Genomic DNA, 21,179 nt, shown 5'->3' with positions numbered 1-21,179 from the left:
ATTACCAGATGCTATGCGCATGAATCGTCATTTGGAATCCCGCGTGGGCGCAATGAGCGCGCGCGCCTATTCCACCGTCGATACCGCCTTCTCCGCAAGCGCCGGCTCGAACCCCGGCATGCGCATGCCGCCCAGCGCGAACAGCGCGAGCGCCGCGACGAAAGCCGGCACCGCGAGCAGCATGAACACCGCGCCGAACGGCAGGCCCATGCTCATCATCACGCCGCCGGTCATCGCGCCGGCCACCGCGCCCATGCGGCCGACGCCCAGCATCCATGCAACGCCGGTCGCACGGCCCTGCGTCGGATAGAAGGCGGCAGCGAGCGCCGACATCGACGTGACCGCGCTCGTCACCGCCGTCCCCGTGAGGAAGATCAGCACGGCCAGCCAGACGCGGTCCGATACCCCGCTGCCGATCACCAGCACCAGCGCCGCCGACACCACATAGGCACACGCATTGACCCGCCGCGGATTCGTGCGGTCCATCACCCAGCCGAGGCACAGATTGCCGAGAATGCCGCCAAGCGGAAACAGCGACGTGGTGAGCGCGGCGCCCTGTGCAGTGAAGCCCGCATCCTTGAAGAGCGTCGGCAGCCAGTTGGTCAGGAGGTAATAAATCATCAGGCCCGTGAAGTACGCGAGCCACAGCATCGCCGTGCCGAAGCGATACGGCCTGGACACGATCAGCGATACCGCCGAGGTCTTCTCCGTCGCCGCTTTTGTGTCGGCGGCCACGAAATGGATGCGGGCGCTGTCGTCGAGACGCGGGTCGCTGGAGATGCGCCGCAACACGCGCGCGATCCGCTCGGCGGGACGCTTGCGGACCACCATGAACTGCGCGGACTCGGGCAGCAACGCGACGAGCAGCGCCGCCAGCACGAGCGGCCCGACGCCGCCCGTCACCAGCACGCTTTGCCAGCCGAAATGCGGAATGAGCCACGCGGCGCTCAAGCCACCGATCGACAGTCCCACGGAAAAGCCGCAGAACATCGCATTGACCGCGACGCCGCGAATGCGCGCAGGCGCGTACTCGGACATCAACGTCACTGCGTTCGGCATGGCCGCGCCCAGCCCGAGCCCGGTCAGGAAGCGCCACGCCGTCAACGACTCGATGGAGCTTGCATGCGCCGACGCCAGACTCCACACGCCGAAGAAGAACACCGACAACACCAGCACCGCCTTGCGTCCGATACGGTCTGCCGCCGGCCCGGCCGCCAGCGCGCCGATGCCGAGACCGACGAGCGCCGCGCTCATCACCGGGCCGAGCGCGGCGCGTGTGATGCCCCACTCGCCGAGCAGCGAAGGCGCGATGAAACCGACCGCCGCCGTGTCGAAGCCATCGGCGGCCACGACCAGGAAGCAGAGAATCAGGATCCTCCATTGATACGGCGAGAAGCGTTGACTATCGATGAAACTCTGGACTTCCAGACTGTGCGTTTTCATGGCGGTTCGTCTCCGTTGATCTGCTGTCGTTGTCGTGGTTCATGCAAGCGCGGGTTCAGGCGTCATCGGCCGTCATGCCGAGCCCGACGCATGCCAGCCGCCGTCCACGCTCAGCACTGCGCCGGTGACGTAGCTGGCGGCATCGGAGGCGAGGAAGAGAATGGCCTGCGCGATCTCGTCGGGTTGCGCGAGGCGGCCCATCGGCGTGCGGCGTTCGATGCGCGCCAGGTCGATCTGCCCGTTCTTCACGAGTCCCTGCGCGAGCTCGGTCGCAACATAGCCCGGCGCAACCGCATTGACACGAAGGCCGTCACGGGCCCATTCGCATGCCATCGAACGGGTCATCGCCGCGATGCCTGCCTTGGCCGCGCCGTAGGCATTGCGTTGCGGAATGCCTGCCAGCCCGGCGATCGAACACAGGTTCACGATGGCGCCCGAGCCTTGCGCGAGCATCGCTTTCGCGGCCTCGCGGCTGGTCAGAAAGGTGCCGCGCAAGTGAATGCCGATCAGCGCATCGAACGCGTCCACGCCTTGCTCGATGGTCGGCTTCGCCTGTTCGCCGATGCCCGCGTTGTTGACCAGCACGTCGAGCCGTCCGCAGGCTTCGAGCGTGCCTTGCAACAAGGCCGCGACCTCGGACTCCGACGACACATCCACGCCGATCGCCACATGCCCTTCGCCGTCGAGTTGCGCAATACGCTGTCGCGCCGCTTCGCGATGCAAGTCGGCGATGACCACGCGATATCCCTGCGAGGCAAACGCGCACACCGTCGCCCAACCAATCCCGTTCGCGCCGCCGGTGACCAGCGCCACGCGTTGCCGTGCTTCGTTCATCGTCTCCTCCTTCATGCTTCAGCGCACGGCCGCCGACAGGCTCCTGAACTCGACGCGCCTGATGATGCGGCTTTCCTGCGCGGTGATCAGATGCGCCGATGCCTGCAAATAAGCGGGCCAAGCGGGATCGTCGTCGCGCGCGGTGCGGCGCTGGTCGTAATCGGCGATGCTGTCGTAGCCCCACAGATGCACGACCTGGTTCAACGCGCCGATATCGCTCATGTAGAAGCCCACCGGCGCGCCGAGATACTTGAGCTGGATGGGCATGGCAAGACGATCGAACACGTCGATGAACTCGGCCATGCCGCGCGGCCTGATGGTGTAGATGCGGTGGTCGATGAAATACTTGTGGCTCATGCCGCGCTCCTCAATGGGCTGACGCTGCTGCGCTCGGCGATGCGTCCGGCGAGATGCAAACCGGTGAGATAGCCGAAGGTCATGATCGGTCCGAGCGTGATGCCCGCGCCCGGATAGTTGCCGCCCATGATGCTCGCGCGGTCGTTGCCGACGGCGTAGAGACCGGCAATCGGCTCCGTGCCCTTCAGCACTTGGCCATGCGTGTTGGTGGCGATGCCGTCGAAGGTGCCGAGATCGCCCATCACGAGCTTGAGCGCGTAGTACGGGCCAGCGCCGAGCGGCGCGACACACGGGTTCGGTGCATGAGCGGCATCGCCGAGATAGCGGTTGAAGGACGTCGTGCCGCGCCCGAAAGCCCGGTCCTGTCCCGTCGCCGCATCGCGGTTGTACTCGCGCACCGTGGCTTCGAGCGCGGGGCCGTCGATGCCCGCGCGCTGCGCGAGTTCGGCGAGCGTGCGTCCCTTCACGAGATAGCCGCTCGTCAGATGCGGCTTCAGCGAGAGCGGCGCGGGTTTCGCGAAACCGAGTCCGTAACGGCGGATCGTCGCGTGATCGCAGATGAGCCACATCGCGGTTTCATGCGCGCCGCGGCAGGCTTCGATCATCGCCGCGCCCACGTCGTGATACGAATTCGCTTCGTTGGTGAAACGCACGCCGCCGCGCGTCACGCCGATGACACCCGGCTTGTAGCGGTCGAGCAGATGCGGAAACACGCCGACGCTGCCGTCTTTCTGCGGCACGCGTGACACGGGCATCCATGCGGCGGCCTGCGGATAGCGCAGATCGACGCGTCCGCCCGCGCGTTCGGCCATGCGCGCGCCATCGCCGGTATTGCCCGTGGGCACCGGCGACACGTGTTCTCCGCCCCGTTGCACATGCGGATACGCCGCCGAGAGACGCGCGAGATCGTGCGAGAAGCCGCCGCAGGCCAGCACCACGCCGCGCCGCGCCACGATGCGTTGCTCGCTGCCGTTCGCTTCGACTATCGCGCCGGTCACGCGGCCCTTCTCGGTGATGAGTTCCTTCGCGCCGGTGTGAGTGTGGATGGGAATGCCGAGATCGAGCGCGGACTTCGCGAGGCGTGCGGCCAGTGCGTTGCCGCTCGTCACCTGCACGCCGCGCCTGTAGCGCACGAGTTCCGTGATGTGGCTGCTCAACCGCTTCGCGACATACCACGCCGAAGCAAGCGATTTCGTCGCGTTGAAGAAGTGCTTGAGATCCGCGCTCGACGAATTGAACATCATGCCGATGAAGGTGATGGTCTTCAGCGGCGGACGCAGACGCGGCAGGTCCGCGCCGAGCGCACGCGCATCGAAGGGCTTCGCGACGATCGAGCGGCCGACATCCACACCGCCCGGCGCGTCGGGATGGTAGTCGGGATAGAGCGTGGGCAGGAATTCGACCGAGGTTTCGCGCTCGAAGAATTCAACCATGCGCGGACCGTGATCGAGAAACGCATCGATGGCGGCCTGATCGAACATCGGGCCGGTTTCATGACGCAGATACTCAATAGCAGCGGCGCGCGTGTCCTCGATCCCGGCACGTCGCGCATGCGGATTGCCGGGAATCCACAGCACGCCGCCCGAATACGCGGTGGTGCCGCCGAAATAGCCTTCCTTCTCGACGACGATTACGTCGAGCCCCTGTTTCCTGGCGGTGATGGCGGTCGCAAGACCGCCAGCGCCCGAGCCGATCACGAGCACGTCGCAAGCGAGATCGGACGACCGTGTCACGGTAGTCATCATCGTGTCCTTTATGAGTGAAACGGGCGCGGCGATGCGCGCAAATGAATGCTCTATGCAGCGCGTCTGGCTTCGTAGCCGGGGCGCGGCACGAGGTCCATGAGCATGCATTCGAAGCCGCCGTCCACGGCGATCTCGGCGCCGTTCACATAGGCCGAGCGCGGACTGGCGAGGAAGGCCACGACTTCGGCGATGTCGGCCGGCTCGCCGATGCGCCGGCTCGCGGTCATCGCGCTGCGGCGCGCTTCGACATCGCCCTGTTCATAGAAGGCACGCGAGAGCGGCGTGCGGATCATGCCAGGGCACACGGTGTTGCTGCGGACGCCGCGCGGTCCCCACTCGGCGGCGATCTGCCGCGAAAGCATCGCGATGCCGGCCTTGCTCGCGCTATACGCGCCGCTCCAGGTTTGCGGATGATGCGCCGCCACGGAAGCAATCTGTACGATGCTGCCTCGGCCTTGCGCGAGCATGCCGCGTCCGAAGGCTTGGGCGCACAGCATGGTGCCCGTGAGATTGACGGCGAGCATCGCGTTCCATGCATCCAGCGCGATCTCTTCGATACCGCCCGCACGCAACAGGCCGGCATTGTTCACAAGCACGTCTGCCGTGCCCATTGCGCGTTCCACTTTTTCGCAAGCGCCTTGCACGCTTGCTGCATCGCCGATGTCGCAGGCCACGGCAAGCGCCTGGATGCCCCGTGCCTGCAATGCGCGCGCCGTTTCATGACAGGCTGCTTCGTCGCGGTCCAGCAGCGCGATGCGCGCGCCGGCATCGGCCAGCGTCGCGGCAATGGCGCGGCCGATGCCGCCCGCCGCGCCCGTCACCACGCACAAGCGCGCTTCGACACCGAGCCAGTGCTGCGGGCCGTCGTTCGTCTCCTTCATCCTTCTCTCCTTTTGCACTTTTCGAGCCTTCAGGGAAGGGCTTTTCCGCGTTGCCGCGTGACGCTTCCCTGTGAGAAAAGTATATTCACGGCCTCGTTCCAGGAATTGGACAAAGGCAGCAGACCACAGGACAATTTGTGCAAAGGAGACGGGACGTGCTCAGGAGAATCCCTAACTACAATTTATACGGCGAATCGGCGCGGCCGCCGTGGTATGACGCGTTCAACTTCGAATGGATCGCCGAGCGCAGCGCGCCGAACGACTGGCATATTGATGCGCATCGGCATGACGCGCTCTTGCAGTTTTTGTACATTCGCGGCGGCGGCGACGACGGCGACGTGCTCATCGAGAACACGCGCATTCCCATTCAGCCGCCCTGCGTCATCATGCTGCCCGCGCAAACAGTCCACGGCTTCAACTTCGCGCCGGATGTGGACGGGCTCGTGTTGACGGTAGCGCAACGTTCGCTCGAAGCGCTTGCCGCGATGGCGGCGCCCCCGCTCATTCCGCTGTTGCAGCGCGCGGGCGTGACGCGCGTGAATGCCCGCACGCACGCCGGTGCGCTGATGCCGCTGATCGAACTGCTGGAGAAGGAATATCGCGCAACGGACCGCGGACACATGGCGGCAGGGTTGCCGTTGCTGATCGCGCTCTTCGTGCATGTCGGGCGCCTGTGCGAAGCGGCGCCGGCCTCGCGCACGGCGGCCGGCACGAGCCTGTCCGCCACGCAACGGCGCGCCGGGCAGATCAGGCGCTTCAGGGAACTGGTGGTCAAGCATGCGCGCGAACATCGTCCTGTGGATTTCTATGCGCAGACGCTCGGCACGACCGTCGCGCAGCTAGGGCGCATCTGTCGTGAGGAGATTTCGAGTTCGCCGCTTGCGGTGATCAACGAGCATCTCGTGCGCGAGGCGCAGCGGGATCTGGTCTACTCGCATATGTCGGTCAAGCAGATTGCGCATGAACTCGGGTTCGACGACATCGCCTATTTCAGCCGCTATTTCCGCAAGCAGACCGGCGTGACGCCGACGCAGTTCCAGAAGGAAGCGATACGCGCGCTGGCGATCGACCGGCGCGGAGCCTGACGCGCCGGTCCTGTTGTCAGCTTACGGAAATGACCGCTCAACGCACGCCCTGACTCATCGCCGCCGGCGGCGTGGCCTTCCGCTCCGACGCTTCACCGTTGACGTCGTTCACCTTCGGCGCCCAGTTGCGCCGCATGAGCACGATGGTGCTCGTCGCGCCGACCAGCAGGAACACGAAGATCGCCATCATCGGCAGTGTGTAGCTATGTCCCACATGCAGCAGCCAGCCGGAGAGACTGGCGGACACGCCGCCCGCGAGGCTCGTCGCGACCTGCTGCAAGCCGGTGTTCAAGCCCACAGCCTGCTTCGGAATCAGTGTGAGCTTGACGAGCGCGAGGTTGTTCGTCGTGACGAGACCCACCAGCGTCAACGACAGCACGTTCCAGAACAGCGCCATCTGCACGCTCGGTGCGTAGGCCCCGAACAACACCGTCATGCCGCCGATGAAGCCGACCACCATGAACGACTTGCGCACCACGACGGCATCGTGACCGCGGGCAATCAGCCGGTCCGCCAGCCAGCCGCTGAGCGCGGCCGTGACCGCCACGCCGCAGAAGCTGAAGGCCGTGTACAGACCCGACTGCTGCAATGAGAGTCCACGCTGCTCCACCAGATACGCGGGCATCCACGTCATGCAGTAGAACGCGAAGTAGGCGTAGCAGAAGTTGGTCAGCAGGCCGCCCCACACCACTGGGCTCGCCAGCAGATTGCGCAACGGCACCGAGGCGGCGCGCTGCTTTCTCGATGCGAGTTCGGTCGCATCGGGGAAGTCGTTGCGCACCATCAGCAACCAGGGCAGGAGCCACACCAAACCCGCGAGACCCGTCACGATGAACATCATCTTCCACGACGTGCCCGCGATCAGCCACGCGGCAGCCGGCGCGCCGAGAGCCGGACCCATCTTGCCGCCGACCGAATAGATGCCGAGCGCCGTGCCCTTCTGCGTTTCCTCGAAGCGGTTGGCGATATAGCGATAGGTAGCGGGCACGACCACCGCTTCCGCCGCGCCGATCAGCACCCGCACGATGATGAGCGCCGACAGCGTGGTGACGATGCCGGTGACCGCTGCCGCGACACACCACAGCAGGAAGCAGATCGCGTAAGGCCATTTGACGCCGTAGCGGTCGACGAGCCAGCCCATCGGCAATTGCAGCAGCCCGTAGGCCCAGAACACCGATGAGCCGAGCCAGCCGCGCTGCACCGACGTGAGCGTGAAATGCTGGACGAAATGATGATCCGCAAGCGCGGCCGACATGCTCGTGCGGTCCATGAACGCGATCATCAGGCCAAAGGCGAGCAGGAATACGACGCCCCAACGGCTCTCGAGGCGTGCCGCTCTTCGAATAGTCTCCATCACATCGTCTCCGTCTGATTTTTTGTTATCACTGCGCGCCCGTGCGCGGGTCTATCCGAGACTGCCGGTTACATCGTCGAACAGTTCGTCCACCGAGAAGCGGCGCGGAATGATCTTCTGGTCGAGCGCCCAGTCGATGGCAAGCTGGATACCCTTGCGGTTCGCTTCCAGACCGAACGGCGGGATCACGGCGGGCACGCCCTCGCCCAGTGCGCGGCTCTCCACGATCATCCGGTACAGCTCGCGCACGATGTCCGGCCGCTCCTTCGACAGCCCGGCATGCACGACGAACATATGGTTGATCGGCACCACGCCCTCGCGCGCGAACCAGTCCTTCGCGGCGGCCTGGGCATCAGGAACCAGCGTTTTCACGCGCGGGTCCTTCGGCATGTCTTCGCCCGCCAGCACCGCCGCGAGTTCGCCGTCCAGCATCATCTGCCCGACCGACGAACCCTTCGGCAGCCGCTGGCAATTGGCCGGGTCCGTGTATTCGGCGAGATGCCCCTCGCCTTGCGTCATCCACGTGACCTTGTCGAGATCGACGCCGTACTCGTGACGCAGGATGCCGCGAATCCACAGGCCAGTGGTCTGTGCATAGGTGCGCACGCCCACCCGCTTGCCCTCGATGTCCTTCGGGTCGAGATGACCCAGCTCACCGTTATAGCCTGCGCAATGATGCTGGAAGCGTCCTGAGATCGGCGCCGGAAGCAGCACATAAGGCTTGCCGTAAGCCTTCGCCTGCAGATACGTGACGATGGCCAGCTCGCCGGCATCGAACGCATTCTCGCGCAGCATCGGCTTGAAGCCGTCGTGCGCGCGTGCCGGGCCGCAGTAGTCGAGATTGACCACGTTCGACGACACGCGGCCGTCTCTCATCGCTTTCGTTGCCGCGTACTCGGCCAGGTTCACCCGCAGCGTCGGCAGGTCGGTTTGAATCGTCGCCATCTGGTTGTTCCTCATGCTTCGTTCACTGGAGATCCGTCGCCACGCCGCTCAGGCCAGCGCCGGATACAACTGTTGCGCCGTCTTGCCGAAGATCCACGCGCGGTCGTCTTCGTTCAGGCAACGGAGGCCCGCTTCGGCTGTCGCGAGAATCTCAGGCAGCGTGCCCTTCGAACTCGGGAAGTTCGAACCCCACGCCAGACGCTGCGCGCCAAACACGTCGATCAGGCGCGGGAAAAAGGTCCCGGCGTTCGCTTCGCCCTTCTGCATGTCGTCGAAAATGCGCGGGGTCAGCTTCATGTAGATGTTCGTGAGCGGCGCAAGGTCGAACAGGGTCTGTGCCTTTGCGTAAGGCGCGCCGTCCGTCACGTCGGGACGGCCGAGGTGATCGAGAATGATCTTCACGTTCGGAAAGCGCCGCGCCAGATCGGCGACCTGCGGCAGGCCCACCGGACCGGTCTGGATGCACATCGGCAGGTTCAGTTCCGCGCAGGTTTCCCAGGCAGGCCAGGCGCGCGGGTCTTCGAGTTCGCCCGGATCGAAATCCTTCGTGCTGCCGCCCGTGAACATGCGCAGGCCCGCGAGGCCGCGCTCCACGCAGGCGCGAATGGTGCGCGGGGCATCGGGCAGCGTCACGTCGACGGAGCCCACCGCGACGAGACGGTCCGGATAAGCCGCGCACGCATCGAGCACGTAGCTGTTGTCGAAGCCATACGTGGTCGACGAATGCACGACGGCGGCCTTCGCCACACCGGCTTCGTCCATTGCGGCGATCAGCGACTCGACGGTGGAAGGACGCTCCTTCGACCAGTCGGAACGCTTGCCGCCCAGCGGCGCGACGGGATAGCGCGCGGTATCGTCGGAGATGATGTGCGGATGAATATCAACGATGGATGCCATGAGTTGCTCTGTGATTCGATTGAATGGTTATGCGGTGGTGGCTATGAACTAAGCAAGCGGATCGACGAACAGCTCGGCCATCGACATCCGGCGCGGCGTGAGCCGCTGCTCGAAGGCGGTGGCTTCCAGTGCCTCGATGGTCTTGCGATTGGCCTCGATCCCGTACGGCAACGGATCATGTCCGACGATCTTGCGCAGCGCGAGATACTTCTTGTCGCTGGCGTTGGTCGGGTCGTTGTGGTCGAGCGTGGCGAGCCATGCCTGCTTCGCCTGCTCGAATGCGTCGTAGAGCGACTTCGCGATCCACGGATGCTCGGCGAGCACCGCATCTTTCACGACGATGGTGCCGTGCATCGGATACACGCCCGTGCGGCGGTAATAGTCGGCTTCGAGTTCGGCCGCGTTCGGCAGCAGGTCGGGATAGTCGGCTTCGACTTCCTGCCAGCCGCCGTTCGGGTTGCCGGTGCGGCCGATGCCGGCATTTGCCGCAAAGCCCGCCGCGAGTTCGCCTGAGGCCATCAGGTCCGCAAGCGACTTGCCTTGCGGCGCGTGCATCACATTCGACGGAAGCTTGAGCTGCGTGACGTGTTCCTCGTCATCGACGACCCATGTGACCTTCGACGAATCGAGACCGAACTCGTCGATCAGCACTTGCCGCGTCCATACGCCGGTCGTGACGGAATACGCGCGCACGCCGACCTTCCTGCCTTCGAGATCCTTGGGTGTGGCAATGCCCGCATCCGGGCGCACGAGCAGGCCGCCATGATGAAAGCGCCGCATGACGAAGATCGGCAGCGCGACGAACGGTGCGCCATAGGCTCGCGCGATGATGTAGGTGGTCGGTGCGAGTTCGCACACGTCGAACTCGACATCGCGGACCATCCGGCGGAACGCGCCGATCTGCGGCTTGACGGTGACGATCTCGGCATCGACGCCTTCGATGAGAATCGAGCCGTTGCGAATGGCCGACGTATGCGGATACTCTGCAATGGCGATCTTGAGCGGGACTTTCCTGGTCAACGGGGTCTCCTGTTGGACTCGAATGATGTTCGGGGACCGTCGGGCGATCCGGTCAGAAGATCATCGGGTAGCGTGTGTTTCCCGTCTATTGAAATAAGCCGTGGGTGCGTTAACCAACTGGTAAATGCTTCGGGATCCGTATAGGTGAGTTTTGGTCAGCGCAACTGCGCCACGTAACGGGCCACGTCCCTCACGTTTTCATCGTTCAGGACGTGTGGATACAGGCGCGGCATGATGCCCGCGGGTTCGCGAATGCGCGCTTCGATGTCGCTCGTTCCATAACGGCTCGCGATGCCGCGCAACGCGGGACCTGCACCGCCCTCGCCGCCCGCGCCATGACATGCCGCGCAATTCGCTGCGTAAATGGACGAGCCGTGTCCCGGTGACACCGATGCTTGCGCTGTGGGCGCCGCGCCGTCGTTCAGCAACGCGAGGCTCTCCGCGGGAGGATTCGGCGGCAAGGAGGCGAGATAAGCGTGAATGCGGGCGATCTCGTCATCGGAGAGAATCCGCTTGCTGTAGACCGGCATCTCGCCCTTGGGATCGTGCACATACGCTTGCATCGCCGATAGCGGGACCGGATGCGGCGCGAGCGCAGGCCCCGTCGATGCGCTGCCCTGCCCCAGCACGCCATGACATTCGTAGCAGCCCTTCTGGATGAAGAGCGCGCGGCCGGTTTCGATATCGGCGTTCGTGTCGGCATGTGCTCCCAACGACACCGCGAACGCGATGAACGCGATGAACGCCAGCGCCTTCATCGGCAAACGTGAACAGAGAGGCATTGCGGCGTCCGTCATCGAGGTTGGGTCAGCACGTCGAGCAGCGCGGGCTTGCCGCTTCTGACCTGCGCCATCGCGCGCGTCAGGGCCGGGCCGAGATCGGCGGGACTGGAGATCGGGCCTTCCGCCCAGACACCCATGCTCTTCGCCATCGATGCGTAATCGATCGGCGGATCCTGCAACACGGTGCCGATGCGCCCGCGCTCAGGATGACGATCACGCCGTCCCGCCATGCGCTGGATATGCATGGTCTCCTGATGCCACGCGCGGTTGTTGTGCATCACCATCAGCAAGGGCACTTGATGATGCGCCGCCGTCCACAGCACGCCGGGCAGCACCATCAGATCGCCGTCGGTCTGGATGCTGACGGCGATGCGCCCGGCATCGCGATGCGCGATCGCCGCGCCCACGGCGGCGGGCGCCGCATAGCCGACGCCGTATCCTCCGCCCGCGCCGATGAACTGATATGTCTTCGTGAAGTCCCACAGGCGGTTGGGCCACTGGCTGCACGCGCCGGGCGGTGAAACGAGCGCCCAGTCATCGTGGCGGATGACGTTCCATACTTCCTGCGCGAGACGTGCGGTGCTGGTCGGCGTGCCGTCCCATCCGCGCGCGGCGGCTTCCCGCGCGGCGTGCTGCATGCTGTCGTGCGAGGCTCGCAGCGTTGCCGCACGCGCTTCAACGACCGTGCGTTGCGCAGCAGTCATCGTCGTGCGGATGGCCTGCGCCAGCGCCGGCATCGACGCCTGGGCATCCGCGCCGATGGGCAAGGTCGCAGCGTAATAACGCTCCGCATCCTGCATGTTCGACTTGCCGTAGAGATAGGACGTCGAGATGCTGATGACGCGCACGTCCGGCTTCGCGCGCCGCTTCGACGCGCGGCCGATCGTATCTGGAACGCTCTGCGTAAGGCCCCAGACATCGCCCACTTCGAGCGCAAGGATCACGTCGGCATCGGCCAGCAGGCGTGCCTGCATCGACGAATGATTGAGGGGGTGCCGCGTGGGGAAGTTCATGCGGCCCAGCAGGTCGATCACCGGCGCGTTGAGCGATTCAGCCAGCGCGACCAGCGACTCCAGGCCCGCCTGCGTGCGCACCGCGCGATCCGCGACGATCACCGGCGCCTTCGCCGCGCACAGCATCGTGGCGGCGGCTTGCAAGGCATCGGCGCTTGCGGCGGGCGGCGACACTTCGCGCAGCGGCGGCACCGTGATGCCATGCGGGTCTGCGATCGGCTGTTCCTGCAACTCCGCATCCGCGACGATCAGCACGGGCGCCATCGGCGGCGTGACGGACATCGTGTAGGCGCGCAAGAACGATTCGGCGTAATGCTGGAGCGACACCGGATAGTCGTCGTACTTGGTGTAGTCGCGTACCAGCGCGCCGAGGTCCTGCGCCGTGTGATACCACTCGACACCCGGACGGCGCTTGGTCGCGTCGGCGATATTGCCGGCGATGACCGTCATCGGCACGTGATCGCACCATGCGTTGTAGAGCGCCATCGACGCATGCTGCAAGCCCACCGTGCTGTGCACGAGACAGGCCATGGGCTTGCCCGCGACTTTTGCGTATCCGTGCGCAATCGCCGCCGACGCTTCCTCGTGGGTGCAGACGATCATCTGCGGATGCGTGGCGCCCGCATAGTTCACGATCGACTCGTGAAGGCCGCGAAAAGTCGAGCCGGGCATCGTCGCGACATAGTCGATACCCGCGATGCGCAGCAGATCCACCATGAAATCGGAGCCGGGATTGCCGATGTGCGCGGCATCCGTGGCAGGCGCTTCGTCGAGCGAGGGCGCCAGGGCATCGCTTTGAGCTTCCGCTGCCACCAGCGCCGGCGATGGCCTGCTCACTGAAGGCCGCTGCGGCGCGGTGGACGTCGGCGTGGCCACCGCGGGCTTGACGAGCGCCGCCGCTGTGCCGGTGATGAGCGCTTCCTTCAGAAAGGTGCGTCGGCCTGTCATGCAGGATTTCCCCTTTATTTTTTATATCGCCGTTGTGTGTTGGCCGTGCGTGCAGGCGTACGGAGGCCGGCCGCGACTGCGCGCGGCGGAGATCGAACTCTGATTGACTGGAACGGGAAGCGCCTTCGGATAGCGAAGGCTAGCGTCGCGGCTGGCTCAGATCGTCCATGCCGAAGATGGGGATCAACACCGGGAATTGTCCCGGCCAGGCACGCGCGATTGCTTTCGTGGTGCGCGCAGCCGTGCCGCACCATGCGGCCGCGCGACGCCATGCTCTCATGATGGGGATGGCCATCCGTCTGTCTCCTTTACGGTGAACCGCCGGCGCGTCAACGCGCTCTTGATGCGGGTTCGATGAAGACATCATCGCGCCGCCTGCGTTTTCCGTCCATTGAATAAAAGGGCAGATGCCTTAACCTTTCGGTTAAGTCCCTTGACCGGATCCGGCGTGCTCCGCCATCGCGGCGAGGTCGGCTTCATCCTGCACGCCGCTCGGCGGACATTCACGTTCGAGGCATTGCAGAAGCAGCATGGCGCTGGGCGCGAGCGGCTTGTCGGCACGCCAGATCACGCCGAGCGGCCGGGTCGCGAGGTTCATGTCGAGCGGCAGCACATGGAACGGGCTGGCCTCCGAATCCGGATACAGCATGTCCACGGTATGCAGCGCAATGGCGTCGTTGATCTGGATGTAGGCGCGGATCAGATGCGTAGAAAGGGTCTCAATGGTGTTCGACGGCATCGGCAGGCCATGGCGCGCCAGCGTGTTTTCGATCGGCTCGCGCAGCAGCGAACCCGAAGGGGGCAGGATCCACGGATAGTCCTTCAGGTCCGACCATTGCACGGTGCTTCTGCTTGCGAGCGGATGCTGCACGCCCGTGACGAGCTTGATAGGCGTGTTGATGAGCGCGCGTTCATGCAGGCCCACGGTGTCCGCGCGGTTCGGCAGACGGCCCACGATCATGTCGAGGTCGCCGCGCCGCAGGTCCTGCAACAGCCCGTTCATGCGGCCTTCGAGGATCGAGACGTTGGTCTGCGGCGCTTCCTGCTTCAGGCGCGCGAGGGCGCGCGGCATGAGGGTGGAGATGAGCGTCGGCAGCGCGCCGACATGCACCTTGCCGGCGCTGCCGGTCTGCAGCGCCTTGATCTCTTCGGCCGTCTGGCTCAGGCTGCTCAGCACGGCGCGCGCGTGCCGCACCACGCATTCGCCATAGGCAGTGGGACGCAGGCCGTTGACGGTGCGCTCGAAGAGTTTCACGCCCAGCGCGCTTTCAATTTCGCCGAGCGCCTTCGATACCGCCGGAACCGTAATGTAAGAATTCGACGCCACTTGCCGCAAGTTGCGGAAGTCATAAATGGCGACGAGCAGGCGCAGATGACGCGCCTTCATGTTGACGCTCAAATACCAGTCCAGCTGACTCATAGTGTCTCCGATGCGCCTTGCGCATCGGACGATGACACGCTTCGACGCTAGTCGTTCTGCGTGCGGCTTTCCGCTCGCGCCGTCGCACGATTCTTATGCCGCACTTGTTCCTCTGCCTGCCGCGCGAAAACCGGCTGCGCGGCGATAAAGAATAACGCAGCAGGATAATGGAAACGACGGGGAGCGTGCAGAACCGGCATCGAAGATGCGCTGACCGACTTATCAGAAGCCATGGTTGATCCCCACGGTGAAAGCGAGTTGATGCGGCTGCTGGGTGGCGTTCAAGGTCTTGTTGGTGATGTAGGTTCCGGAGAACTTCGTGTAGTCGAACTCGGCGTAGAGCACCGTCTGCTTCGACAGCGAATAGGCGATGCTCGCCAGTCCCTGACTGCGCTTGCCGCCCGTATTTGGCAAGTCCGTGATGTAGTACGCAGCGCCCACGCGCGTGTACGGAGTCAACTGATACGTCAGGCCGCCCCAGTAGTTGAGCGTGCGCACGTCGCGGTTCGGCGCGGCCACGTCGACGTTATCGTTCATGTAGCCACCCGCGAAGCGCAAGTCGCCGAAGGTCAGCGCGGCACCGAGCGTGTAGTAGTTATCCGGCTGATAGGTCGTGCCTGACAGTACCGACCGGTGGATATAGACGCCGCCCACGTTCACCGGTCCCATTTTGTATTGCAAGCCCACGCCGCGTGCCGATCCCGCGTTGAAATCGCCCGCCACGCCGCCGAAGGAATTCTCCGCGCGGAAGCGGAACGGCCCATACGTGCGGCTGTACTTCACGTCGTTGTTGAAGCGCGTGCCCGCGGTCGCGGGCGTGAGCGGCGTGATGCCGGGATACTCGAAGTTGAAGGGATCGTAGTCGTAGACCACGTCATGCGCGATGGTGTACTGGCGGCCGAAGTCGAGCGAACCGAACCACCCGCCCAGGCCGACATACGCGCCCCGGTTGAACGCGACGTTGTTCGTGTTGTCGTACGCGCCATTGCCGAGATTGAAGCCGCTCTCGAGCCTGAAGTGCGCGTTGTAGCCGCCGCCGAGATCTTCCTTGCCGATGAAATCGAGCCGGTTCGAAGTGAAGAAGCCGTTCGAGTTCATCGAATACTGGTTGCCCAGTCCCGTGTGCGTATAACGAATGCCGCCGTCCACCACGCCTGCCAGCGTGACAAAGGATTGCGCGTGCGCCACACCCGCGAACTGACAGGCGGCGAGAACGATTGTTAGTTTTCTGATCATGAGATTTTTTCGGTGAGATGCGGTATCGCTTTCTCATGCCGTCCGCGCGACCCGGACGGCATGGGGCCGTCTGTCAGTCATTCGGCGTGCTGCTCCGCTCTCTTTCCGGATGATCCGATGTGTGTCTCGTTCGCTTGCTTGCATGCATGGCTGTCTCCAATATGGCGCCTTGTTTCAGGCTTCTTTTATTGCGGGCGTGAGTGCCCCTCACCGCCTTTTCGGGCAGTGATTCCTGCGTTGATGCGTGATGGGGGTACGAAGGCCGCGTGCCTTCGCAAAGCGCGTATCGGCCTTGAATGAAGGCGTCAGCCGCCCTGCGCGATCTCGCGATGCATGTGCTTGTCTCCTTGTGCCGCTGTATGCGCCACACCCTTATGCTTGTAGCTCAAGACATTGACTTGCAAGGTGGCTTGCAGCGAGTCGTCTGTGGCTTTCGATGCTTGCATCGTCTCATCGCGACCCGGCAGCGTCCATTGAATAAATTTCTCGACGCGTTAACCTGCGGGTAAAGGCGCCTGCCTGATTCAGTGCGGGAAGTGGACACCCATGCTCACGCGGGCAGTCCGCATTCTTCGCGCAAGCACTCGATGAAAGCCTGCTGCACGGCGGTGCCGAGCCAGTCGCTTCGCACCGTATAGCCGACCGCGCGATCCGCCTCCGGCGTCTTCAGTTCGAGCGCGACCATGTCGCTGCCAGGATAGGCCTCGCGTATCTGCGAGCGCGACAGCAAGGTGATGCAATCACTCTCGACGAGCATGGCGATCATCATCGCAAGCGAACTCGTTTCGACCACGAGCGGCGGCGTGGCGGGCAAGCGCGCGAAGAGGCGGTCGATTACCGCGCGGCGCGGCACGGTGCGCTGCGGCACGACCCAGTCGTAGTCGGCGAGATGGTTGGGCATGATCGACTTCTGCCGCGCAAGCTTATGCCCCTTGCGCACCGCGACCACATACGGGTCCGCGAACAGCTCGGTTTCCTGCACTGCGCCAGTGAGCCGGGGCTCGCGCAAGCCGCCGACGATGATGTCGATGCCGCCCGCGCGCAGATCGCGCAGCAGTGGCGCGTGCGAACCTTCGTCCACCGTGATGCGGGCCGCCGGATAGCGTGCGCGCAGCCGTTGAATCACGCGCGCGACGAGCCGCGGCGGCAACAGCGGCAACACGCCAATGGCCACGCGCCCGGTGCGCTGGCCGCGCGCATAGGCGAGATCTTCACGGGCCTGCGCAATCTCATACAGCGCAAGACTGAGCCGCCGCGCAAATTCGACGCCCGCCGGATTCGCCGCGACGCTGTGCACGCGCCGTCGATACAGCGACACACCCACGCTCTGTTCGATCTGTCGCGCCGCGCGATGCACGGCCGGCTGCGAGATGCCGAGCTGCTGAGCCGCCTCCGCCGCCGACCCGGTCTGCGCGATGGCGATATGACAGCGCACCTGGGCATCCGTGAGGTGCCGGCAGATCGTCGCGCTGTGCGGGGAAGGCTCGTCATGGCCGGTCAAAGCCGCGACCGCGCGCTCCATCTGATCGAGCATGCGCCGCGTGCGCCGTTGCAGGATGCGCCCTTCCGCCGTCAGTTCGCTGCCGCCGTAGCCGCGCTCGAACAGTTGCCCGCCGAAGCTGGCCTCGAGTTTGGCGATGGCAAGGCTCACCGCCGGCTGGGTGCGTCCCGCGCGTGCCGCCGCCTGTCCGATACCACCCGATTCGCACACGGCGTCGAACAGGAACAGGCGCCGCAAGCGCGTCAGATCGTCATTCGACGGGTCGTCTTCGCGGTTCGCCATGGCGTTCAACCCCTATGTGAAAACCCTTAGCTTAACCAGAATTTATGCCCAAGCGCAAAGTTCATATTGAGGGACTCGCTCGCAACCGGCTTACAGTGACGTCCATTCCACTGCAAAGAAGACCCCCTGGAGCCGCTTCATGTCCGTTGTCATCGATACTCACACTCACGCCATTTCCCCGGATAAACAGCGTTTTCCGCTTGCGCCGGTTGGCGGCCACCAGTCCGAATGGTCGGCCAAGCGTCCCGTCAGTTTCGAAGGCTTGCTGGCCTCGCTCGACGATGCCGGCATCGACCGTGCCGTGGTCGTGCAGGCGTCCACCGTGTACGGCAACGACAATAGTTATGTGGTGGAAGCGGTGCGCAGTCATCCGGACCGCTTCGCCGGCGTGTTCTCCATCGACGTGCTTGCGAACGACGCCGTCACGCAACTGCAACGCTGGCTCGACGCGGGCCTCGCCGGACTGCGCCTCTTCACGACGGGCAGCACGATGCCCGGGCAAGCGGGCTGGCTCAACGACGAGCGCTCCTTCCCGGTGTGGGAATACGCGGAACGTCATGGCGTATCGATCTGTCTGCAAATGACGGCGCAAGGCATTCCCGCGCTGCTGAACATGCTCGCGCGCTTTCCGAAGATCCGCGTGTTGCTCGATCACCTGGCGCGTCCCGACCTCGCGGGCGGAGCGCCGTATGAAGCGGCGGCACCGCTGTTCAGCCTGGCATCGCATGAAGGGGTGTATCTGAAGCTCACGAACCGCACGATCGCGGAAGCGTCGCGCGGCGCATCGACGCCGGAGGCTTTCTTTCCGCGCGTGCTCGACGCCTTCGGTGCGCACCGTATTGCGTGGGGCTCGAACTTCCCCGCGGCGGAAGGCGCGCTGCCGCAATTGCTCGCCGATGCACGCGCCAGCCTCGCGATGCTGCGCGCTGATGCACAGCAAGCCATCTTTGGCGGCACCGCGCTGACCGTCTATCCGGCGCTGGCCGTCTGAATACGCCTTCCGTGAGTCACGACATGCAACCGCTGCTGCTGAAAACCGCCCTGAAAACGTATCCGCACACGCGTGCGCTCAAGCGTGGCGAACTGACCGATCCCGCCGTGCAACTCGTGTTCGACGAAGTCGAGCCGATTCACAACGCGTTCGCGCCGATGGCACGTCGCCAGGCTTATGACGTAAGCGAACTCGCCATCGTCACGTACTTGCAGGCCAAGGCTTATGGCAAGCCGCTCATCCTGCTGCCCGCCGTCGTGGCCGCACGGTTCCAGCAGGGCTGCATTATTTATAATGCGCGGCGCGGCAAGCTCGATATCGATCAGTTGTCTGGCAAGAAGATCGGCGTGCGTACTTATACGCAAACCACCGGCATGTGGGTGCGCGCCATTCTGTCTGGCACGTACGGCGTGCCGGTCGAAGCGAACGAATGGATCACCATCGAAGGCGCGCATCTCGAAGAGTATGCGGACCCGTCGTTCGTGCAACGCGCCGCGCCCGGCAAGCAACTGTTGCCGATGCTGCGTGCCGGTGAACTCGATGCCGCCATCCTCGGCAACGACCTGCCCGACGAAGCGGGTCTCGAACCGCTGATTCCGGATGCCGCGACGGCGGATCTCGCGTGGTACGCCGCGCATCGCTACGTGCCGATCAACCATGTCGTCGTCGTGACGCAAGCGCTGGCCGATGCCCATCCGCAAGCGGTGCGCGCCGTGTATGACCTGCTGTGCCGCGGCAAGGCCTCGGTGGCCGCGGAGAATGCCGGCAAGCCCGACAAGCTGCTGTTCGGTTACGACGCATTGCGCGCGCCGCTCGAAGAAACCCTGGCGTTCTGCGAGGAACAGGGTCTGCTGCCACGCAAGCTGACCGTCGATGAAATCTTCGCGGACAGCGAACGCATTCTGGGCGACGCGGGACGTTGAGCCGCCTCGCACGCCGACTTTTCACTTATTTCATTCCCAGAAGCGAATCTGAACTCGCCACCCGCACCGCAAGGAGACATCCATGAGCTTGCCCGGCAACGCCGCCACGCAACCCAGGAAACGCCGGCCGTTCTATCGCGACCTGTCCTTCCAGGTCCTGGCCGGCATGGCGCTCGGCATCGCCACAGGCTATCTGTTCCCGAAGTTCGGCATCAATCTGCAACCGGTCGGCGACGCCTTCATCCGCATCATCCAGATGCTGATCGGCCCAATCATCTTCTGCACGGTATGCAGCGGCATCGCGGGCGTGAAGGACTTCAAGAAGGTGGGCCGCGTCGCGATCAAGGCGCTGTTCTACTTCGAAGTCGTCACGTCGCTCGCACTGGTGCTCGGGCTGGTCGTCATCAACGTGCTGAAGCCGGGCGTCGGCATGAACGTGGACATGCACAGCGTGCATTCCGCCGCCGTCGATGCGTATGTCGCGAAGGCTCATCATGTCGTCACGACGAGCGAGTTTCTGCTCAATGTGATTCCGCACACCGCGTTCAGCGCGTTCTCGGGCGGCGACGTGCTGCAAGTGCTGTTCTTCTCGGTCCTGTTCGCGTTCGGTCTTGCGGCGATCGGCGACCGCGCGAAACCCGCACTTGATTTCATCGACTCGGTTTCGGGCGCGCTGTTCTGGGTAATCGGCCTGACGATGAAGATTGCGCCCATCGCGGCGTTCGGCGCCATCGCGTTCACGGTCAGCAAGTTCGGCTTCGGCACGCTGCTCTCGCTCGGCAAGCTGATCCTCGAGTTCTACCTGACCTGTGCGCTGTTCATCGTGCTGATCCTGTGGCCCATCGCTCGTGCGAATGGCTTCAGCCTGCTGCGGCTGATGCGCTATATCGGCGCGGAGTTGCTGCTCGTGATCGGCACGAGTTCCTCCGAAACCGTGTTCCCGCAATTGATCGACAAGCTCGAACGCCTGGGATGCGAACAGTCCGTCGTGGGTCTCGTGCTGCCGACGGCCTACACCTTCAATCACGACGGCACCTGCCTGTACTTCGCTGCTGCCGCCGTGTTCCTCGCCCAGGCCACCAACACGCCGATGGGCTGGCACGAACAGCTCGTCCTGCTCGCGGTGCTGCTGCTCACCTCGAAGGGCGCGGCTGGCGTATCCGGCGCGGCCATCGCGGTGCTCGCGGCCACGCTGGCTGCATCGAACACGATTCCTGTCGAGTCCATCGCGCTGATTCTCGGCATTCACAAGGCGATGTCGAGTGCGTTCGTCTTCACGAACATCATCGGCAATAGCGTGGCGACAATTGTCGTCGCGAACTGGGAGAAGGCCCTCGATCGCGTGGCCCTGACGCGCGAGCTGAAGTCCGGATTCCGTCCGTCCGACGTCCAGATCGGACCGATCAAACAGGCGAGCGGCAGCTCCGCCGGTCACTGACTGACCGCCGCCGGCATCGACTCGATTCCGGCGGCCTTATTTTCGGAAAGAAAAGTTCCGAAAATATTTAGTCATACCGATCGC

20 protein-coding genes are annotated in these 21,179 nt (G+C 64.3%); 4 read left to right on the top strand and 16 right to left on the bottom strand.

Going from position 1 to position 21,179, the window contains the following annotated elements; genetic code table 11:
* Positions 1-66 precede the first annotated feature (66 nt).
* The 5 genes from QCE62_RS18170 to QCE62_RS18150 form a co-directional block, all read right to left on the bottom strand.
* The gene (locus QCE62_RS18170; protein WP_309921247.1) at positions 67-1,443 is read right to left on the bottom strand and encodes an aromatic acid/H+ symport family MFS transporter; all 1,377 of its coding nucleotides are present in this window, start codon (positions 1,441-1,443) and stop codon (positions 67-69) included.
* A gap of 72 nt (positions 1,444-1,515) precedes the next feature.
* On the bottom strand, positions 1,516-2,277 hold the full coding sequence (locus QCE62_RS18165; RefSeq protein ID WP_309921246.1) for a glucose 1-dehydrogenase: 762 nt from the start codon (positions 2,275-2,277) through the stop codon (positions 1,516-1,518).
* A gap of 18 nt (positions 2,278-2,295) precedes the next feature.
* Entirely contained in the window at positions 2,296-2,634 is a 339-nt protein-coding gene (locus QCE62_RS18160; RefSeq protein WP_309921243.1) for an NIPSNAP family protein, read from the bottom strand.
* A complete protein-coding gene (locus QCE62_RS18155; RefSeq protein WP_309921239.1) occupies positions 2,631-4,376 on the bottom strand; it encodes an FAD-dependent oxidoreductase in 1,746 nt (581 codons plus the stop codon). Before QCE62_RS18155 ends, QCE62_RS18160 begins: the two co-directional genes overlap by 4 nt.
* 53 nt (positions 4,377-4,429) lie before the next feature.
* On the bottom strand, positions 4,430-5,260 hold the full coding sequence (locus tag QCE62_RS18150; protein WP_309921237.1) for an SDR family oxidoreductase: 831 nt from the start codon (positions 5,258-5,260) through the stop codon (positions 4,430-4,432).
* Between the two features lie 155 nt (positions 5,261-5,415).
* On the opposite strand from QCE62_RS18150, the gene QCE62_RS18145 reads away from it, so the two are divergent.
* Entirely contained in the window at positions 5,416-6,345 is a 930-nt protein-coding gene (locus tag QCE62_RS18145) for a helix-turn-helix domain-containing protein (protein WP_309921234.1), read from the top strand.
* Between the two features lie 37 nt (positions 6,346-6,382).
* Here QCE62_RS18145 and QCE62_RS18140 read toward each other — a convergent pair whose 3' ends face one another.
* From QCE62_RS18140 to QCE62_RS18090, 11 genes are all read right to left on the bottom strand, one after another.
* The gene (locus QCE62_RS18140) at positions 6,383-7,699 is read right to left on the bottom strand and encodes an MFS transporter (protein WP_309921231.1); all 1,317 of its coding nucleotides are present in this window, start codon (positions 7,697-7,699) and stop codon (positions 6,383-6,385) included.
* Positions 7,700-7,750: 51 nt separating this feature from the next.
* Entirely contained in the window at positions 7,751-8,644 is an 894-nt protein-coding gene (locus tag QCE62_RS18135) for a phosphate ABC transporter substrate-binding protein (protein ID WP_309921229.1), read from the bottom strand.
* A 48-nt stretch (positions 8,645-8,692) separates the two neighbouring features.
* Positions 8,693-9,541 (bottom strand): amidohydrolase family protein, encoded by an 849-nt coding sequence (locus QCE62_RS18130; RefSeq protein WP_309921227.1) that lies wholly within the window; start codon positions 9,539-9,541, stop codon positions 8,693-8,695.
* Between the two features lie 48 nt (positions 9,542-9,589).
* Positions 9,590-10,561: an ABC transporter substrate-binding protein gene (locus tag QCE62_RS18125; RefSeq protein ID WP_309921223.1), complete on the bottom strand. Its 972-nt coding sequence runs from the start codon at positions 10,559-10,561 to the stop codon at positions 9,590-9,592.
* Positions 10,562-10,716: 155 nt separating this feature from the next.
* Positions 10,717-11,343: a cytochrome c gene (locus QCE62_RS18120; protein WP_309921221.1), complete on the bottom strand. Its 627-nt coding sequence runs from the start codon at positions 11,341-11,343 to the stop codon at positions 10,717-10,719.
* An 11-nt stretch (positions 11,344-11,354) separates the two neighbouring features.
* Complete coding sequence (locus tag QCE62_RS18115; protein WP_309921219.1) at positions 11,355-13,304, bottom strand: thiamine pyrophosphate-dependent enzyme; 1,950 nt, start codon at positions 13,302-13,304, stop codon at positions 11,355-11,357.
* A gap of 139 nt (positions 13,305-13,443) precedes the next feature.
* Positions 13,444-13,599, bottom strand: coding sequence for a hypothetical protein (locus QCE62_RS18110; protein WP_309921215.1), 156 nt, complete (start codon positions 13,597-13,599; stop codon positions 13,444-13,446).
* A 129-nt stretch (positions 13,600-13,728) separates the two neighbouring features.
* Entirely contained in the window at positions 13,729-14,724 is a 996-nt protein-coding gene (locus QCE62_RS18105; RefSeq protein WP_309921212.1) for a LysR substrate-binding domain-containing protein, read from the bottom strand.
* A gap of 222 nt (positions 14,725-14,946) precedes the next feature.
* Entirely contained in the window at positions 14,947-15,960 is a 1,014-nt protein-coding gene (locus QCE62_RS18100; RefSeq protein ID WP_309921209.1) for a porin, read from the bottom strand.
* Between the two features lie 305 nt (positions 15,961-16,265).
* Positions 16,266-16,406 (bottom strand): hypothetical protein, encoded by a 141-nt coding sequence (locus tag QCE62_RS18095; RefSeq protein WP_309921206.1) that lies wholly within the window; start codon positions 16,404-16,406, stop codon positions 16,266-16,268.
* 104 nt (positions 16,407-16,510) lie between these two features.
* Entirely contained in the window at positions 16,511-17,743 is a 1,233-nt protein-coding gene (locus QCE62_RS18090; protein WP_309921203.1) for a LysR substrate-binding domain-containing protein, read from the bottom strand.
* Positions 17,744-17,882: 139 nt separating this feature from the next.
* Between QCE62_RS18090 and QCE62_RS18085 the strand changes: the two genes are divergently transcribed.
* The 3 genes from QCE62_RS18085 to dctA all read left to right on the top strand — a co-directional run bounded on the left by QCE62_RS18085 (position 17,883) and on the right by dctA (position 21,095).
* Positions 17,883-18,734: an amidohydrolase family protein gene (locus QCE62_RS18085; RefSeq protein ID WP_309921200.1), complete on the top strand. Its 852-nt coding sequence runs from the start codon at positions 17,883-17,885 to the stop codon at positions 18,732-18,734.
* A gap of 23 nt (positions 18,735-18,757) precedes the next feature.
* Positions 18,758-19,657 (top strand): hypothetical protein, encoded by a 900-nt coding sequence (locus tag QCE62_RS18080; RefSeq protein ID WP_309921196.1) that lies wholly within the window; start codon positions 18,758-18,760, stop codon positions 19,655-19,657.
* An 82-nt stretch (positions 19,658-19,739) separates the two neighbouring features.
* Positions 19,740-21,095 (top strand): C4-dicarboxylate transporter DctA, encoded by a 1,356-nt coding sequence (gene dctA, locus QCE62_RS18075; protein WP_309921193.1) that lies wholly within the window; start codon positions 19,740-19,742, stop codon positions 21,093-21,095.
* Positions 21,096-21,179: the final 84 nt, after the last annotated feature.

Origin of the sequence: Caballeronia sp. LZ033 (genome assembly GCF_031451265.1) — a bacterium.
GTDB lineage: Bacteria > Pseudomonadota > Gammaproteobacteria > Burkholderiales > Burkholderiaceae > Caballeronia.
This window is presented reverse-complemented; position numbering and strand designations above follow the sequence as displayed.

Coding starts and splice junctions, on each gene's coding strand:
- QCE62_RS18155 (WP_309921239.1), bottom strand. CDS start 4,376: ATGACTACCGTGACACGGTCGTCCGATCTCGCTTGCGACGTGCTCGTG.
- QCE62_RS18100 (WP_309921209.1), bottom strand. CDS start 15,960: ATGATCAGAAAACTAACAATCGTTCTCGCCGCCTGTCAGTTCGCGGGT.
- QCE62_RS18095 (WP_309921206.1), bottom strand. CDS start 16,406: ATGCAAGCATCGAAAGCCACAGACGACTCGCTGCAAGCCACCTTGCAA.
- QCE62_RS18120 (WP_309921221.1), bottom strand. CDS start 11,343: ATGCCTCTCTGTTCACGTTTGCCGATGAAGGCGCTGGCGTTCATCGCG.
- QCE62_RS18170 (WP_309921247.1), bottom strand. CDS start 1,443: ATGAAAACGCACAGTCTGGAAGTCCAGAGTTTCATCGATAGTCAACGC.
- QCE62_RS18130 (WP_309921227.1), bottom strand. CDS start 9,541: ATGGCATCCATCGTTGATATTCATCCGCACATCATCTCCGACGATACC.
- QCE62_RS18105 (WP_309921212.1), bottom strand. CDS start 14,724: ATGAGTCAGCTGGACTGGTATTTGAGCGTCAACATGAAGGCGCGTCAT.
- QCE62_RS18135 (WP_309921229.1), bottom strand. CDS start 8,644: ATGGCGACGATTCAAACCGACCTGCCGACGCTGCGGGTGAACCTGGCC.
- QCE62_RS18080 (WP_309921196.1), top strand. CDS start 18,758: ATGCAACCGCTGCTGCTGAAAACCGCCCTGAAAACGTATCCGCACACG.
- QCE62_RS18115 (WP_309921219.1), bottom strand. CDS start 13,304: ATGACAGGCCGACGCACCTTTCTGAAGGAAGCGCTCATCACCGGCACA.
- QCE62_RS18150 (WP_309921237.1), bottom strand. CDS start 5,260: ATGAAGGAGACGAACGACGGCCCGCAGCACTGGCTCGGTGTCGAAGCG.
- QCE62_RS18140 (WP_309921231.1), bottom strand. CDS start 7,699: ATGGAGACTATTCGAAGAGCGGCACGCCTCGAGAGCCGTTGGGGCGTC.
- QCE62_RS18090 (WP_309921203.1), bottom strand. CDS start 17,743: ATGGCGAACCGCGAAGACGACCCGTCGAATGACGATCTGACGCGCTTG.
- dctA (WP_309921193.1), top strand. CDS start 19,740: ATGAGCTTGCCCGGCAACGCCGCCACGCAACCCAGGAAACGCCGGCCG.
- QCE62_RS18085 (WP_309921200.1), top strand. CDS start 17,883: ATGTCCGTTGTCATCGATACTCACACTCACGCCATTTCCCCGGATAAA.
- QCE62_RS18110 (WP_309921215.1), bottom strand. CDS start 13,599: ATGGCCATCCCCATCATGAGAGCATGGCGTCGCGCGGCCGCATGGTGC.
- QCE62_RS18160 (WP_309921243.1), bottom strand. CDS start 2,634: ATGAGCCACAAGTATTTCATCGACCACCGCATCTACACCATCAGGCCG.
- QCE62_RS18165 (WP_309921246.1), bottom strand. CDS start 2,277: ATGAACGAAGCACGGCAACGCGTGGCGCTGGTCACCGGCGGCGCGAAC.